This window comes from Solibacillus silvestris (assembly GCF_051967575.1).
In the GTDB taxonomy this organism is placed as follows: Bacteria; Bacillota; Bacilli; order Bacillales_A; family Planococcaceae; genus Solibacillus; species Solibacillus silvestris_B.
Map to the genome: position 1 here is coordinate 60,083 of NZ_JBQCJW010000004.1, position 16,082 is coordinate 76,164.

The following is a 16,082-nucleotide window of genomic DNA, read 5'->3' on the forward strand; positions in this document are numbered from 1 at the left end:
ACTTAGCATCCATAAAATAATGGATATTAAGTAGTCTATGTTCACTTTTATTAATAGCCGTTGAAATTGACAAATTCCCCGACCGGCTTGCGATAACCACGCGCACGAACTTTATCCACGCTTTTGCCAACCGTAATCATCATGACAGGCTCCAAATGATCCGGGATATTGAACTCTTTTCTTAGCTCATCCACATTGTGGACATGCATTGGACATGTATCAAATCCATAATGCTTTGCGCTCAGCATAAAAAGCATTGCATGAAGGCCGGCATTCAACGATAACTCTAAATTTAATGCGCCTTGCTCCCCTTTTAATCCATCACTATAGCCTTTTATCATATTCATCGTCGTCTCATAATCAACTTCATCCATTATTTTCAGCATTTTCAGCGGCCCGTAAATTTTCTCGGCTTCAGGCATTTCAATACTGTTTTTATTGCCCATCACAATGACAACGGCACTTGCTGTATGGATTTTATATTGATGGTAGCTTAACTCTTTCACCTTTTCCTTCTTATCTTTATTTGTAATGACCAAATAATTCGTAAACTGCAAATTGTAAGCGCTTGGTGCTGTTTTTGTAAGCTCGAATATATTTTTGAAATCTTCTTCAGTCATCTGTTCGTTTTCCAGAAAGTTTACTGCGGAGTGACGAGATTTTACTAATTCTTCAAAGTTCATGCTTTGCTGCCTCTTTTCCAATTTACTTCGAATTTAATTATCTTTATTTCGAGGTAAATTTACCATAATGATATTTCGTTTGTCAATATTTTCATCCTATACAATTGAAGAATACTTTTCTTCAAACAAAAAAAGCGTATCAATAATTTTCTATTGATAGGCTTAATATTGTTCAATCATTTAAATAGGCTATCTAAAAAGGCTGAGCATTGCACCGACTTGCCTCATCATATTTATTCCATTTGTAATTGTTCCGACATGGCCCATCATTGTATTCAGATTATCCGATAAACCTCCATATCTGGAATTCGGTGCTTGCGGATAGGGGTTAAACTGCTGCCCCTGTCTTGGATGAAACGGATAGGACGGGTAAAAAGCCTCTCCAGGCTGCGAAAATTCATCGAATCTAGGCGCTTCCATTCGTTGTCTTGCCATTTGAGGAGGGCCGAATCGTTGGCCACCCGCGGGAAATCTCCCCATTCTGACATCTTGCCGATAATATGGCATATTATTCACCTCCCTGCTAATATAGAGCCGTACCATATTATATGTGCACATTTTTTCACAGCTTAGACATTTGAAATACTCCAATGAAACCATGCTTATAATAGGAGCTTCCATAAATCCCCTCAATGCGAACTGCTCTATTTTTCACCCCAACTCGATTTTGTTTGCCGTCCAGTCTTTCACTTCTTTCGCTTCAGCTCAGCACATGCCATTTCCATTGCCTTTTCCGCTGCAAATTATAGTCATCTGCCCGATGCGGACGAAGCAAACTTAAACCTATTTTTGGCTATATCCACAAAAGTTCAAATTTTTTAAAACTTTTGCGAAAAAAATAAGGCCCCTACCGTTATATATAGTGTAAAAGCTTTTGCAATATCAATACGGGATTAAAGGAGAAAGAGATGAAGATTAATGAGCAGAATTTTATAAAACATCTTCAAGCCGGCAAAGAAGAGGCTCTTGATTACGTAATCGACCACTACCTTCCATTAATAAAAGGGGTTGTCCTTAAAACGCTTGGACCGCTTGGCCAGAACGATAGCCCAAAGGAATGCATTAACGACATTCTATTTTCCATCTGGAAAAACGCGAAAAAATTCAGCGGGGATGCGGCTGCGTTTCAAAAATGGGTTTGTGTCATCGCCAAATACAAAGCGATCGATCATTACCGGACGGAAATGAAGAAAAAGGAAAGCCACGTTTCGGATATGGGGCTGGCACCGGCTGACCATGCGCTATATAAAAGCACCCGCTTGGAGGAGCTGGAGGACATTCAGGCAATTATCGCAACATTAAAGCCTGTCGACCAGAAGATCTTCATTATGAGGTATCTTCTCGATTTGGATACAGAGGATATTGCCCGTCAGTTGCAGATGACGAAATCGGCAATCGACAACCGGCTTTACAATGGGAGGAAAAAACTAAAAAAAGCTCTAGGAGGCATTCCAATTGAAAAATCTATTTAAACACTTCAATGATATTGACATTGATGTATATGAGTTTGAGGAAGCGGATGTAACGGAATTTGAAAAGGCGCAGTTTAAAAAAGACATGAAAAACCGAATATCGAAAACAAAATCGCGGAAATGGATGAAAGGCGCCGCAGCCGTCTGCCTGTCGCTCGGCATCGGGGCTGCATCACTCGCGGGTTTGTCCTACACGACGTTTGCCCAGGAGATACCGATTGTCAACAGCATATTAAAGCTTTTCTCGGACAAGGAAGAGATACTGGCAGGCTATGAAGAACTGGCCGAGCGGCAGAATCTTACAGCGGAAAATAGCGGTGTCAAAATCACTGTAAATGAGAGTTTATTTGACAGCAAAGTGTTTTTTGTCGGCTACCTTATTGAGACAGACAAAGATTTAGGTGAGACACCGCAGCTGACTACTGAATTTAAGGTGAATGGACAGGAACACGCCCTCTTTGATACCGTGAATAGAATTGAAAAAGTCGGAGAAAATCAATATGCCGGCTTGACAAGTGCAATACTGCCGCTGACGGAATCATTGCAGGAGGCGGATTTCGAGTTCCATATTAGCAAGCTTGCCAGCAGGGATGAAAAAGAATTTATAGAAGGAAACTGGAATTTTGAGGTTTACGCGAAGGCAACCGAAAATACGGTACAAATCGTAGAGCGGGAATCCGAAAAAGAGGATATGGGTATTCGATTGGATAAAGTCACATATACACCGATTTCCTTTATGGTCAATTTCAAGGAAAATGTAAAAAATAAACTTCTTCAGGAAAAATGGGACTTTGTCGTATCGGGCTTTAAAGTGACAGACGATTTAGGAAATACGTACAGATCGAGAATGAATGGCGGTATAGGTGAACTGCCAGGCGATCTGGAATACATGTTCACCTATGAAAAACTGCATCCGGATGCCAAAACTCTCACGTTTACCCCGTTCTTTGATTTGATGGAAGCAGATGAGGTGCAGGAAAACGGCGTTCTGTTCCGCGACTATGACAGCAACGCACCAAAGGAAACAATGATGCTTGACGATATCATTATAGAAATCCCAAAATAATAGAACGCCGAAAGCAAAAACGCAAGAACATTGTCGCTTCAATTCAATGTTCTTGCGTTTTGTTGTCTATTCAAATGATTAATCAAATTTCATGCCTTTCAATAAATCCGCAAACGCGTTATTGATCGGCTCCGCTTCTTTTTCTTGCTCTTTCAAATACTTTTGGACGGTGCGTTTATCCACTTTACCGCCGCCTTCTTTTTTGCGGCGCGCTTCGAATGCGGATAATTTTTCGCGGTAGCCGCATTGGCATACGAAAATTTGTCCATCGCCTTGTCCATGCAATTCCAGCTTTTTCTTGCATTGCGGACATCGGGCGTTCGTTACGCGTGAGACATTTTTGCGGTGGCCGCATTCACGGTCCTGGCATACGAGCATTTTACCTTTTTTGCCGTTCACTTCCAGCATCGGCTTTCCGCAATCCGGACAGGACTTTGTCGAGATGTTGTCATGCTTGAATTTTTTGTCGCTGTTTTTAATGTCCGAAACGATCGCTTTAGTATGCTGCTTCATTTCATTTATGAACATATCCTTTTTCAGCTTGCCTTTAGCAATTTGCTCGAGCTTTTGCTCCCACTGTGCCGTCGTTTCAGGCGATTTCAGTTCATTCGGCACCAAGTCCAGCAGCTGGCGGCCCTTTGACGTAATGTGAATATCTTTTCCGCGCTTTTCAATAAGGAAGGAATTGAATAATTTGTCGATAATATCCGCACGTGTCGCGACTGTTCCTAATCCGCCCGTTGATTTCAGCGTATCGGCAAGTTCCTTATTTTGTGTGTTCATATACTTCATCGGGTTTTCCATCGCCGATAGCAATGTTGCCTCCGTGAAGCGAGCAGGCGGTTTTGTTTGCCCGGACGTTTGTGCAAGTAAATTCACTTTTAATACTTGCCCTTTTTCAAGCCGCGGCAATAATTGCTCCTTCACATCATCATGTGGTTCCTCTTCATCAAAACGATTCGAGTAAACTTCCTTCCATCCGGCAGAAAGAACCGTTTTGCCGCGCGCGATAAACTTCTCTTTCCCGATTTGGGCTTGTACCGTCAATTGCTCAAATTCATATGCCGGGAAAAGGACAGCCAAGAAACGCTTTACAACCAAATCGTAAATTTTGCGCTCTTTGTCGTTGAAGTTCGCGAAATTCACATATTCTTCAGTCGGAATGATGGCATGATGATCCGACACTTTGCTGTCGTCGACAAATGATTTATTCGCTTTGACCGGCTTTGTCAATACTTTGTTCGCCAAAGAACGGTACTCTCCAACACCGCAAGCTTTTAGACGCTCCGGCAATGTGCCGACGATATCTGATGAAAGATAGCGCGAATCGGTACGCGGATATGTGAGCACTTTATGCGACTCATACAGCTTTTGCATAATGTTCAGCGTTTCTTTCGCCGAGTAGCCGAACATTTTATTTGCATCACGCTGCAATTCCGTCAAATCATAAAGCCCTGGTGAGAAAGATTTTTTCGGTTTGCGTTCAACATCGATCACTTTCGCGTCCTGCTTATCTAAAGCATGAACGATTTGATCGATTTTTTCTTTATTGAAGCTGCGGGAATTGCCGTTAGCATCTTGCCATGTCAATTTTAATTCCTTTGTCTGTGCCTCGATGCCGTAATAGGTTTGTGCCTTGAAATGTTTAATTTCATCTTCGCGTGCGGCTACCATTGCGACAACAGGAGTTTGGACGCGTCCTGTATTTAGCTGTGCATTGAATTTCGTCGATAGTGCACGGCTTGCATTCAGTCCAATATACCAATCGGCCTCGCTTCGGGCAACCGCCGCATAATACAAATCTTCATATGCTTTGCCTGGCTTTAAATTTGCAAAGCCCTCTTTAATCGCTTTATCGGTAACCGACGAAATCCACAGACGCTTTATCGGCTTGTTCACCTTTGCGCGGTCAATAATCCAGCGCGCAACAAGCTCCCCTTCACGGCCCGCATCTGTCGCGATGATGATTTCATTCACATCATTTCGCGTAAGCTGGGATTTGACCGCGTTGTATTGTTTGCTTGTCTGCTTGATCGTCGTCAGTTTCAGACGCTCCGGCAACATCGGCAAGTCCTCTAAACTCCACTTTTTATATTTTTCGTCATAGCTTTCCGGATCCGCGAGTGTCACCAGATGCCCCAGCGCCCAAGTGACGATGTATTTGTCCCCTTCCATAAAGCCATTTCCTTTTTTATGACACTTCAGCACATTGGCAATATCGCGCGCGACTGAAGGTTTTTCTGCTAATACTAAGCTTTTAGCCATACAATTCATCCTTTCAAAAATCCTTGTGTTTACTATAGCACACATAAAATAAATAAATCCCCCTCCACCTTTTTTAAAAGTGGATTGGCTATTTCTTTGAAGAATGCATCTTGCGCAAACGTTTGCGATAATATCGCACCTTATAGATTACAGTAATAACTTTAATTCCCTATCCATAAATAATAGAGCCATTAGCAAAATACTGCTAATGGCTCCTCTTCATTATAGTTTAAAGTGGCTCACTTCATGCTGTAGCTGTTCGGCTAATTCAGATAGTGAATACGCATTGTGCGAAATTTCTTCTGTAGCGGCCAATTGTTCCTCTGTTGCTGCGCTTGTGTCGCTTGCTGTGTCGGCTGTTCTTGCCGCAAGTTCTTGAACATGCTTCACGCTGTCTGTTACTGAACCGGTCATTGCCTGGATTTCCTCTACCGCTGCAGACACGGATTCCACACGATAGACAACTTCGCCGATACCTGTTTCGATGCTGTGGAATACACGTAATGACTCCGAAGTTTTTTCCATCCCTTCATCAACCTTCACGCCGCCTTCAACGATTGTTTTAGTCGCATCATTGGAAGTTTGCTGAATTTGCTGCACCATATTGCCAATTTTCGTCGCCGAATTTTTTGACTGCTCGGCCAACTTCCGTACTTCCTCTGCTACGACAGCAAAGCCCTTCCCATGCTCTCCTGCACGCGCTGCTTCAATTGCGGCATTTAATGCCAACAGATTCGTCTGGTCCGCAATATCTGTAATAATGCTCGTAATGTTTTGAATGCTATTCGAATGCTGTGCCATCGTATGCATCATAGTCGTTGTATCTTTAAATGTATCGTGAATCGTTTCCATTTGATCCACCACATTTTGGATTGACATCGCGCCTTGGTCAATTAATTCTTTAACATCTGTCGTAGCATACAGCATTTGTTCATTATCACCAGAAATTTGATCAATGCTCGTACGCAGCTCGTTCATTGAAACGATTGATGCGTCCATGTAACGCGATTGCTCTGTACTTGTATTCAGCTGATGTTCTGCTGATTTTGCTACCATTTGCGAAGATGCCAGGCTTTGTTGCGAGCTTGCTGAAAGTTCCTCCGCATTTGCAGCCACTTGCATCGATGAATCATTGACATTCGATACGATATTCCGCAAGTCTGCCAGCATCGCATTAAAGCTTTGCCCCATCACGCCGATTTCATCTTTGTTCTTGATTTGCAAAGGCTGCATAGCTAAATTCCCCTTGGCAATTTCCTCGAGCGCATTTGTCATTTTGCCTACGGGCTTCGAAATATGGCGGCTCATGTAAGCTGAAAGTATTAACGCTAATACAATTGAAAGAAGAGTAAATGCAATCATAAATGCGATGGCACTGCTTTGGTATTTATCGATTTCTGCGCGTGTTTTTGCAATATTTCCGTTTTGAACATCGATAATTTGATAAATGATTTCCAATATTTCATTGTTCAAGCTTGTTGACGCTGCTTGATGCACAGATATGTCCTGCCCTTTGCTCTTCAAATCCAAAATTAATTCATTGGATTCGAACAATTGCACCGTTTTAACTTTTAGATCTTCCAATAATTTAAGGGAAGCCTCATCTTTGCTTAATTCGATCAATCCCCGTGCCGCAACTGACCCATTTTCAATCTCTTGGTCAATCTCTTGTTTTGCTGTTTCTTTATTTGTTGCAACATACTCCAATAATCGGGTTGCCATGTCCTTTTGGGCAACTTCCAAATCGCGCGCATAATTAATGCGTTCCACATCTTTGTCTAAAATTTTATCATAGCGACTTTTAACGTTTTCTATAGATAATGAACCGATTATATTAATTAAAAGAATCAATACAATGGACACAGAAAATGATAACCATAACTTTTTTGATATTGAACGTTTCAAAATATATTTCTCCTTAAAATAATAGTTTTTTATTTACTTAGAAATTATATACAATATTTAGGCAATAAGTCATCATAATTTTAATGATAAATTTAAATATTTTTAGCTGAAATTAACCATTTATTTAGAATGAAAGTAAATAGCATGAATGTTTATAAGCAGCTCGAAGGTAATTTTTAAATTAAAAAGTCCATATAGCTTTCATAAAAATTTTGGCATTTTTATAAATGCACATGCTACAATATAATAAAATCTGGAAATAAAAACCGCTCTATTCCTTCATTTGTACGAAAAGTCAAAAATTTTCTTATCTTTCCGAGAAATTTTTGTAGACAGTTGGATAAAGTTGTTATACAATAAGAATAATTAAATTGCTTAAGCTGTTTACGATTAATTCACATATTAAAAAAGTGAACGTGTACGCTCCCTTTTTTAATGTGTGAATTTTTTTATACATTTAGCAATTCAATTAATTAATTTTTTTGGAGGTTTTCTCTCATGCAACAAGGTACAGTAAAATGGTTTAACTCAGAAAAAGGTTTCGGTTTCATCGAAGTTGAAGGCGGTAACGATGTATTCGTACACTTCTCAGCTATCCAAGGCGAAGGTTTCAAAACTTTAGACGAAGGTCAAAAAGTTGAATTCGACGTTGAAGAAGGCAACCGTGGCCCACAAGCTACTAACGTAGTAAAACTTTAATTTTAACGAATTAAGTTCATATAGTTAGTTGCAAGAAGCATGCTCTAATCCGAGTATGCTTCTTTTTGTAGATTCATAATTGACATAAAACAGCTTTGCCGAAAGTCAATCCTTTCAGCAAAGCTGTTTTTCATTATTCGCTATTCATCTTTCGTGCGTTTTTTAAATAGTGCGACCGATAATAATACAGCGATGATCGTCCATACACCGATGACCGCCAACGGACCGATTAACTGTGTAAATTCGGCATTTGCTTCTGCCTGCTCGGCCAACTGCAATAATTGAGTACTCGGCAGCCATTCTACGATTTTATATAAGAGATGGTTTTCTCCTAAAGCTATTGCCATTGGACCGAATGTGAAAATAATCATTATCGGCAATACCGCCAATGAGGCTTCCATAATTGACTTCGTATATAGCCCGCAAATTGTACCAAGTGCCAAATAAAATACCGTTGAAACGGCCAATGCTAATGCCACAGGCGTTATTTGACTTGGCATATAACCTACTAAGTAAGACGAAACGAATAAAATAACTGCAGTTGTAATAAAAACCAATAAGCTTTTCCCTAGTAGAATATCCGCTGTCGAAGCAGGGGACATCATTAGCCCGCGCAATGTATTACGCTCTTTTTCTTCCGCAATCAAGCATGCTTGAATATACGCCGTCACCATCGAGAAAGTCATGTTTAACGGCAAAAAGTACATATCTATCGAACCTGCACCGACACGCCCATAAAATAAAGCGAGGATAATCGGTGTCAATATGACAGATGATACTGCATAATTTCGCGAAAATTCTTTATAGTCTTTCATAAAGATTGCCTGAATTCGTTTAATTGAAATATTCATTTTAAATCACTCCCTGTTAATTGTACGAAAATATCGCCTAATGTTGGTTCGTTCGAATACATGCGCGACACACGCGATGCTTTCATCCATTCCATTACTTGAGTTGCCCCCTGCTCGCCGTTATGAACGACATGCTGCTCCCCATTTTCCAGCTCGATAGTGAATGATTGGTCACTGTACTTTGTCTTTAAAGCTGCCGGCGAGTCAATCTCGCGGATTTCTCCTTTATGCAAGAATGCAATGCGGTCACATAGCAATTCCGCCTCCGCCATATTATGTGTCGTCAAAAAGATCGTCGTGCCCAATTCATTCAATTGACGAAGGCCGTTATAAATATGCTGGGCATTTACTGGGTCCAATGCTGATGTAGGTTCATCCAAAAAAAGCAATGGCGGCTTATGCATAATCGTACGCGCCAAAATGACGCGCTGCATCATTCCTTTAGAAAGCTGGTTCACTCTTTTTTTGCGATCCTTTTGCAGATTAACAAATGCTAAAGCTTCTTCCACCGTGCTTTCCGGTAAGTTGTATAAATGACAATACAGCAATAAATTTTCTTCAATAGATAGGCGTTGGTACAATCCGCTGTTGTCCGTCAAAATTCCAAACTTTTCCTTATTTTTCACTTTACTCATTTCGGCGGCAGGCTGTGCAAAAACGAAAGCTTGGCCGTTTGTCTGTGTCAATTGAGCTGTTAATATTTTAATTGTCGTCGTTTTTCCGGAACCGCTTGGACCAAGGAAACCGAAAATTTCCCCCTTTTTAATAGAAAAGGATACATTTTTCAACGCTTCTTCCTTTCCGAACTTCATTTGCAAGTTTTGTACTTCTATAATGGCTTTCATCATTATTTCCTCCCTTGAATCGGTGTTACCTTAAATTTAAAGGAGAACCAGTACGGTCGCATTATATTAACGGTGAATTGTCGCTTTTTGGTGTTGTTTGGTGTTATAAAACGATAAACGGTACAACCTATTTCCCAGGAAATCTTTTATATTCCGACAATTTCTTTCAGCTCTGCAAGCTTTGTTCTCGACAACGGCACTTCGGATTTGCTTGTTCCTTGCAGTGACAGGCTATAGCTATTGCGCGTCCATGAAATGATTTCCCGCACTTTTTGCAAGTTGACGATATATGAGCGGTGGCAACGGAAAAAACCGAAATGATGCAACCGCTTCTCAAGCTCATTCAATGTCAGTGTGCACGGATATCCTTCCCCAGCGACATATACAAACACTTCCCCTTCAATACTTTCGATATAATCAATTTCAGGCGGGTTAAATAAAATGATTTTTTCGTTTTTCTTTGTCGGGATTTTTTCGATTTTAATTTGAATAGTTTCAGCCGGTGCCTGCTCTGGCTGTTCCTCTTTCACATCAAGCGTGTGAAGCCCCTCTAAATCCAGTCTATAAATTTCGCCTCCCAAATTGATTAAATGCTCCAAGTTATTCGATAGTATTATAATATTTTTCCCTGACTGCTGAAGCTGCATAATTAAATGGAAAATCACTTTACGTTCAAGCTGCTTCAAATTTTGAAAAGGTTCGACTAAAACGAGCAAGTCCTTTTGTTGCAAATAGACATTCAAAAAGCTTAGTACGTGGCGTTCACTGGAAGTCAGTCCGCTAACCCGTACTTTCCTTAGCTGCTCCAAGCCGAATATTTTCATGAGCGACTCGGCAGAATCATTTCTGTTATGCAATTTCAAGTAAAACCGAAATGTTTCCTCCACCGTCAGTCGACCGTAATGTCCGTTCTCCTGTATATGAATGAAAACTTCCGGCATGTCCGAAAATTGATTCGTCAAGTAATCCATTTTTGTGACATCTGTATAAATATTGATTGATGATGTTTCTGCCGTCAGTTCAAATGCTGGCAAAAGAGTTTCCCCAAAAGCCTCGATCGCCTCAAATATTAATTTCAAATTTGCACACTCCTTTAATATAGAAAGCTCAAATCAATTACACCTAAGCGTAATTGCGTTCAGCGGACATTGAAGATGCACGCTGAATGAAGTTAAAATAATTATACTATTTTTTCTATTTCAAATTTCTACAAATCCCCTGAAAATCCAAGTTTATTATATCACCAGCATTTTGGGGTAATTGGCTGGACATTTACTTCCTGAAAAAACGGGTTTAATGCAAAAAATAACCACTTTTTCTCCATACAAAAAGCGATTGCTTGATTTACTCAAAACAATCGCCTTTATAGATTCATTATAAAATTTTGCCTAAACGTTTAATGCCTTCTTCGATAATTTCCGGTGTGGCATTCGTATAATTGAGGCGCATCGTGTTCACTTCTTTATTCGTTGTGTAAAACGGGTTCCCTGGCACGAAAGCTACTTTTTGCTCCATCGCTTCATTAAATTTTTCCAGCGCATTTACTCCTTCGGGCATCGTTACCCAAATGAACATGCCGCCTTCAGGTTTTGTGTATGAAACATGCGGCGGGAAATACGTTTCCATCGCAGCCAACATTGCATCTGCCTGTTCTTTGTATAAGGCAATGATCTTTTCGACATGTTCTTCATACGCGTTATTCGTTAAATAATGATGCAAAATATACTGCGCGAAAATGTTCGTATGTAGATCCGTTGCTTGCTTTGCTGTTTCCACATGATTTAATAGCTCATGATTTTTCGTCAGCATATATCCTAAGCGCATGCCAGGCGTCACTGTTTTTGAAAAAGATCCGAGTACGACGCTATTGGCCATTTTGCCCGCTGCAATATAAGGCAGATGCTCCCCTGTAAAACGAAGCTCGCCATATGGGTCATCCTCGATAAATATTACGTCCTTATCTTTTACGGCTTCGAATACTTCTTCACGGCGCTCCTTTGTATATGTCAAACCTGTTGGATTTTGAAAGTTTGGAACGGTGTATACCATTTTAATATCCGGTTTTTTCAGCGCTGCCTTTAATTGTCCGACATTCAAGCCTTCTGTTTCCAGTGTAATGCCGTAAAAAGTCGGCTCGCGCAATGTGAATGCTTGAATCGCCCCTAAATAGCCGGGCTCTTCAATAATGACACCATCACCTTTATTCAATAATACTTTGGAAATAAGCTCCAATGCTTGTTGCGAGCCCGTCGTAATTAAAACATCATCCGCTGTGTAATTTAGATTCGGCTGTTTTTTATTGTATTTGTCTGCAATATACTGACGAAGCGGCAAATAGCCTTGTGTTGTGGAATACTGAAATAACTTTGCCCCACTCGAATCAATCGAATCATTCACTGACTGTTTTAAAGCATCAATCGGGAAAGAGATGGGATTCGGCAAGCCTCCTGCAAATGAAATTACATCGGCTGCATCCGTCACCTTTAAAATGTTTCGGATGAATGATGATGGTGTCTTTAAAATGCTATCAGAATATTGCATAATGAATTATCTTCCTTTGTTTAAGTTTTCAAAATTTTATCACTTTTCAGTATAATAAACAATAAGGGTTATGCTAAAAGTTAAAAAATCTTTAACATAACCCTTTCTTTCTATATAAAATCCGTTGCGCTTCATTCCGAAACGGCTTTGCTGGCTATCTCCCGCGATTAACGGAGATATCGCATGGAGCTGCATGCATTTACACTAATTTTCCCTTTCTTCCTACAAGGAAATAATATAGTGGAATACTAATGACAATCAACGGAATCATTGAAACGAATATAGTACGGTATGTTGTATATGGCTCAACCATCCCTAAAATAAACGGCCCTACCCCTAATCCTAAATCATATAAAATAAAATAAGTTGATGTAGCTAAGCCAAATCGATGCGGCTCTGTCACTTTCACTGCAATTGTTTGCGCAATCGAGTTAAAGTTCCCGTACCCGAAGCCAATCAGTGCTGCTGCAACCAACAGCATCCAGCCGGCTGAAGCTTGACTGAACAACAGCATGCCGAGCGCGAAAATAACAAGGCAAGGGTAGACAATGATATTCGGTCCGCGTGCATCCATTAGTTTTCCTGTGTATGGACGCGAACATATGACAATTGCTGCATATGCCAAAAAGAAATAGCTTGCCGCTTCCACTAGATTAATCTCCTTGGCATAAAACGTAATAAACGACATGACGCCTGAATATGCAAAGCCAATTAATAAAGCAATAAACGAAATTGGTATAGCTTTTGGTTCAATAAATTTTTCAAGCAAAGATAGATTCCCTGTCTGTTGCCCGTTCTTTTTGTTCGTTTGAGGCAAAGATATTTTGACAAAGAAAAAAGCGATCAACAAAATAAACGACAGCACGGTATTTGTATAGAAAATGACATGAAAGCCATTTTCAAGCTTCAGCATAAACATCCCGATAAACGGGCCGATCGCTGTAGCCAAAACAGCGCTCAAGCTAAAGTATCCAATCCCTTCACCTTTACGTGATGCCGGCAAAATCATTGCGACAATTGTTCCGGTTGCTGTACCTATTGTTCCGACTGCAACCCCCTGCAATAAGCGGATCGTCAATAAATAGGCAACGCCCCATTCAAGCAAATAGAGCAATGTTGTAACGCAAAACACGATAAGGCCAATTAGAAGCATCTTCTGCGGGCCCATATTTCCGATCAGCCGCCCTGCTCCTAATCGTCCCATCAATGAACCGATAATAAAAATACTCGCTGCAAGGCCTGCAATGCTTGTAGATACATGATATGCTTCTACTGCATAGCTTGAAATTGTCACCATTAAAAGAAAGAATACTAAAATCGATATAAAGTTAATGATCGATACGATAATAAAATCCTTCGTCCAAATCGGCTCTTTTATTTCCTTCATCATAATCCTTCTTTCAATATTTCTTCCATATTGGACAACGCTTTCTGGAAAAGCTCCTGTTGTTCTTCTGTAAGCATAAATAATAGCTGATTTTGTAGAAATTCAATTTCCGGGGAAATTTTCCCGTATAATATTTCGCCCTTTTCCGTCAGGCTTATATATTTTTCGCGTTTATCATCCCCTGGTTTTACTTGGATAAGACCTTGTTTCATCAATGTCTTTACATTTGCCGAAACAGTCGGCTTCTCCACATCCCAGTACTTTGCAATTTGGCTCGTCGTCGCCATCTTCCCGTTCGCCAAGTATTGCAGCAAAGACCAGTTCGCATTCGTAAGCTCATATACAGTCAGCATATTCGTAAGCTGTGCGGTATAGCGTTTATGAAAACGGTGTATTTGTAAAAAGAACGTCATGCGTGTGCCTCCATTTCTTCTTTGAAATTAGTTAGTTAGACTAACTAATTAAATATAAAATTGCTTCATTTGTCAAGAGAACAGCAAAATTTAAAAAGCCCTTACTCTTGAACTTTTGTTTAATAAAACTTCTTGCTCAACAGAATAAAAACACTAAAGCACCCGTTCAACTCCGGGTGGGCAAAACGACAAGTCCTGTGGCATGCCCCCAATGACTCACATCGTGTGAGCCGCAAGTTTTGGAGGACCCCTACGCAAAAGTAAACGTTCGCCACTTTTTCAGCGCCTTTCTTTTGCAGAGGGCACTGAACACCCCCGGGGAAATCCAAGTTTATTTTAAGCGAACGGCAAGAGGATGAAGTAGAGGCCCATTCCCGCAACTGGGATGAAGAGAGAGCCGCTATTAACAGTTGGGAGGGCCGTTTAAGTGCCTCTTTAATAAATAGACGGAAAAATTCCGCCTATTTAAAAAATACAATCGAAAATGGCCTAAATAGACGGAGAAATTCCGCCTATTGACTCGTAAAACAAGAAAATGGAGGAATTTCCTTTGGATAACCGGAAAAACTCCGCTTATTCCCCTCGAAATAGGCTCTCTTGCGCAAATAACCGGAAAATCTCCGCTTATTTGGTTCACACCCACCATAACATGGGGTTGATTTCCATTGCGGGTCGGACGCTTTCGCGGGCACGGCTCTACACGAGCTTCTCTCCCTCGGTGCTCCTGCCGCTATGCTTTCGTCGAAGAGAAAATCTTGTAGCGAAAGGCACTAGCCGTCAGCTGATGTTTTTACAGTGCGAAAGGTGAGACCGTCAGTACTAAGAACCGCTTATTTTCTCATCACTTAATTGAGAGCCAAAATCCCTATCATTAAATGTGAATGAGAGGGAGCTTTTATTAAAAACGAAATGAGATTTTAAATAACCGTAGTTTTTCAGTCCACTCCTTTTGTACAGCGGGATCTCCTCGTGCGAGAAGTTGGCACGGTTTACCTGGACGGGGTCAACACTCTCCTGCAAAGTTATCTCAAATGCTAAAATCCATAATTTCCTGGTTAACAATAAAAAACACGCCACATAGCCGTTAAAGACTGTGAGCGTGTTCATCATTTTCAAAAGAAGATCAGCAATAAAATACCGACCAGGAAGCAGTAATACGTGAAATAATGCAGCTTGCCGTTTTTCATGATGCCCATAAACCAGCGCATCGCAAAATATGTCATAATTAGCGTGGCAAAGAATGTCACCGTATACGGAAGAGCCAAATCCATTTTATTTGGCTCATCCAGGAAGTCGGTGATCCCCAATACTACCCCGCCAAGACTTACCGGAATGTAAAGCATGAACGAAAAGCGCAAAGCTGTTTCCTGATTCATTCCGACTGCAATCGCGGATATAATTGTTGCGCCGGAGCGGCTAATGCCCGGTGTTAATGCCACCGCCTGCCCTAAACCGACCAGTAATGCATCTTTTGACGTTAAATCCCCGTCACGCTTTGTCCCGCGCAGATTACGGATCAGCCAAAGCGCGATACCTGTAACAAACAGCATGATCGCAATTGTCGTCATACTGACATTATCCGCAATGACATCACTCAGCAGAATGCCCAATACCCCTGCCGGAACAGAGCCGATGATTACATATAACGCGAAGTTGAAATCAGCGCGGTATCGACGGTCACGTGTTTTGATGAACAGTAAAAAGCCTGTAATCAAACGAATAATATCTTCGCGGTAAATAAACATAATAGCGAACAATGATGCTGTATTCGTTAAAATGGCAAATGTGAAGCCCTGTTCGCCCATCCCTAAAATTTCGCTTGCGATCATAACATGGCCGCTGGAGGAAACCGGGATTGGCTCAGTAAAGCCTTGCACTAAACCAATGATGAGATGCTTTAAAATTAAAATTAAATCAAAGTTTTCCATGCATATCTCCTAAAAAAGTTGTCATCT

The 16,082-nt window shown here is 40.8% G+C and carries 14 protein-coding genes; 3 read left to right on the top strand and 11 right to left on the bottom strand.

The annotated features are described in order from the left end of the window. Positions 1 to 50 precede the first annotated feature (50 nt). Positions 51 to 683, bottom strand: a complete 633-nt coding sequence (locus ACTHOQ_RS03765) for a nitroreductase family protein (RefSeq protein ID WP_440494333.1) — start codon at positions 681 to 683, stop codon at positions 51 to 53. Positions 684 to 872: 189 nt separating this feature from the next. Continuing rightward, complete coding sequence (locus ACTHOQ_RS03770; RefSeq protein WP_440494334.1) at positions 873 to 1,190, bottom strand: hypothetical protein; 318 nt, start codon at positions 1,188 to 1,190, stop codon at positions 873 to 875. Positions 1,191 to 1,591: 401 nt separating this feature from the next. On the opposite strand from ACTHOQ_RS03770, the gene ACTHOQ_RS03775 reads away from it, so the two are divergent. Both ACTHOQ_RS03775 and ACTHOQ_RS03780 read left to right on the top strand, forming a co-directional pair. Further along, positions 1,592 to 2,155, top strand: coding sequence for a sigma-70 family RNA polymerase sigma factor (locus ACTHOQ_RS03775; protein ID WP_440494335.1), 564 nt, complete (start codon positions 1,592 to 1,594; stop codon positions 2,153 to 2,155). Beyond that, positions 2,139 to 3,221: a DUF4179 domain-containing protein gene (locus ACTHOQ_RS03780; RefSeq protein WP_440494336.1), complete on the top strand. Its 1,083-nt coding sequence runs from the start codon at positions 2,139 to 2,141 to the stop codon at positions 3,219 to 3,221. Before ACTHOQ_RS03775 ends, ACTHOQ_RS03780 begins: the two co-directional genes overlap by 17 nt. Positions 3,222 to 3,299: 78 nt before the next feature. Here ACTHOQ_RS03780 and ACTHOQ_RS03785 read toward each other — a convergent pair whose 3' ends face one another. Next, positions 3,300 to 5,486 (bottom strand): DNA topoisomerase III, encoded by a 2,187-nt coding sequence (locus ACTHOQ_RS03785; protein WP_440494337.1) that lies wholly within the window; start codon positions 5,484 to 5,486, stop codon positions 3,300 to 3,302. 222 nt (positions 5,487 to 5,708) lie between these two features. Then, complete coding sequence (locus ACTHOQ_RS03790) at positions 5,709 to 7,391, bottom strand: methyl-accepting chemotaxis protein (RefSeq protein WP_440494338.1); 1,683 nt, start codon at positions 7,389 to 7,391, stop codon at positions 5,709 to 5,711. Positions 7,392 to 7,889: 498 nt separating this feature from the next. On the opposite strand from ACTHOQ_RS03790, the gene ACTHOQ_RS03795 reads away from it, so the two are divergent. Further along, on the top strand, positions 7,890 to 8,090 hold the full coding sequence (locus ACTHOQ_RS03795; RefSeq protein WP_440494339.1) for a cold-shock protein: 201 nt from the start codon (positions 7,890 to 7,892) through the stop codon (positions 8,088 to 8,090). A 140-nt stretch (positions 8,091 to 8,230) separates the two neighbouring features. Here the strand turns inward: ACTHOQ_RS03795 and ACTHOQ_RS03800 are convergent, their stop codons facing one another. From ACTHOQ_RS03800 to ACTHOQ_RS03830, 7 genes are all read right to left on the bottom strand, one after another. Then, positions 8,231 to 8,941, bottom strand: coding sequence for an ABC transporter permease (locus tag ACTHOQ_RS03800; RefSeq protein WP_440494340.1), 711 nt, complete (start codon positions 8,939 to 8,941; stop codon positions 8,231 to 8,233). Then, on the bottom strand, positions 8,938 to 9,786 hold the full coding sequence (locus tag ACTHOQ_RS03805) for an ABC transporter ATP-binding protein (RefSeq protein WP_440494341.1): 849 nt from the start codon (positions 9,784 to 9,786) through the stop codon (positions 8,938 to 8,940). Before ACTHOQ_RS03805 ends, ACTHOQ_RS03800 begins: the two co-directional genes overlap by 4 nt. A 146-nt stretch (positions 9,787 to 9,932) precedes the next feature. Continuing rightward, on the bottom strand, positions 9,933 to 10,865 hold the full coding sequence (locus tag ACTHOQ_RS03810; RefSeq protein ID WP_440494342.1) for a LytTR family transcriptional regulator DNA-binding domain-containing protein: 933 nt from the start codon (positions 10,863 to 10,865) through the stop codon (positions 9,933 to 9,935). Between the two features lie 295 nt (positions 10,866 to 11,160). Next, positions 11,161 to 12,327 carry an aminotransferase-like domain-containing protein gene (locus ACTHOQ_RS03815; protein ID WP_440494343.1) on the bottom strand — a complete coding sequence of 389 codons (1,167 nt, stop codon included), beginning with the start codon at positions 12,325 to 12,327 and terminating at the stop codon, positions 11,161 to 11,163. A 199-nt stretch (positions 12,328 to 12,526) separates the two neighbouring features. Further along, a complete protein-coding gene (locus tag ACTHOQ_RS03820; protein WP_440494344.1) occupies positions 12,527 to 13,714 on the bottom strand; it encodes an MFS transporter in 1,188 nt (395 codons plus the stop codon). Beyond that, entirely contained in the window at positions 13,714 to 14,127 is a 414-nt protein-coding gene (locus tag ACTHOQ_RS03825) for a MarR family winged helix-turn-helix transcriptional regulator (RefSeq protein WP_440494345.1), read from the bottom strand. Before ACTHOQ_RS03825 ends, ACTHOQ_RS03820 begins: the two co-directional genes overlap by 1 nt. A 1,112-nt stretch (positions 14,128 to 15,239) precedes the next feature. Continuing rightward, complete coding sequence (locus tag ACTHOQ_RS03830; RefSeq protein ID WP_440494346.1) at positions 15,240 to 16,055, bottom strand: undecaprenyl-diphosphate phosphatase; 816 nt, start codon at positions 16,053 to 16,055, stop codon at positions 15,240 to 15,242. Positions 16,056 to 16,082 lie beyond the last annotated feature (27 nt).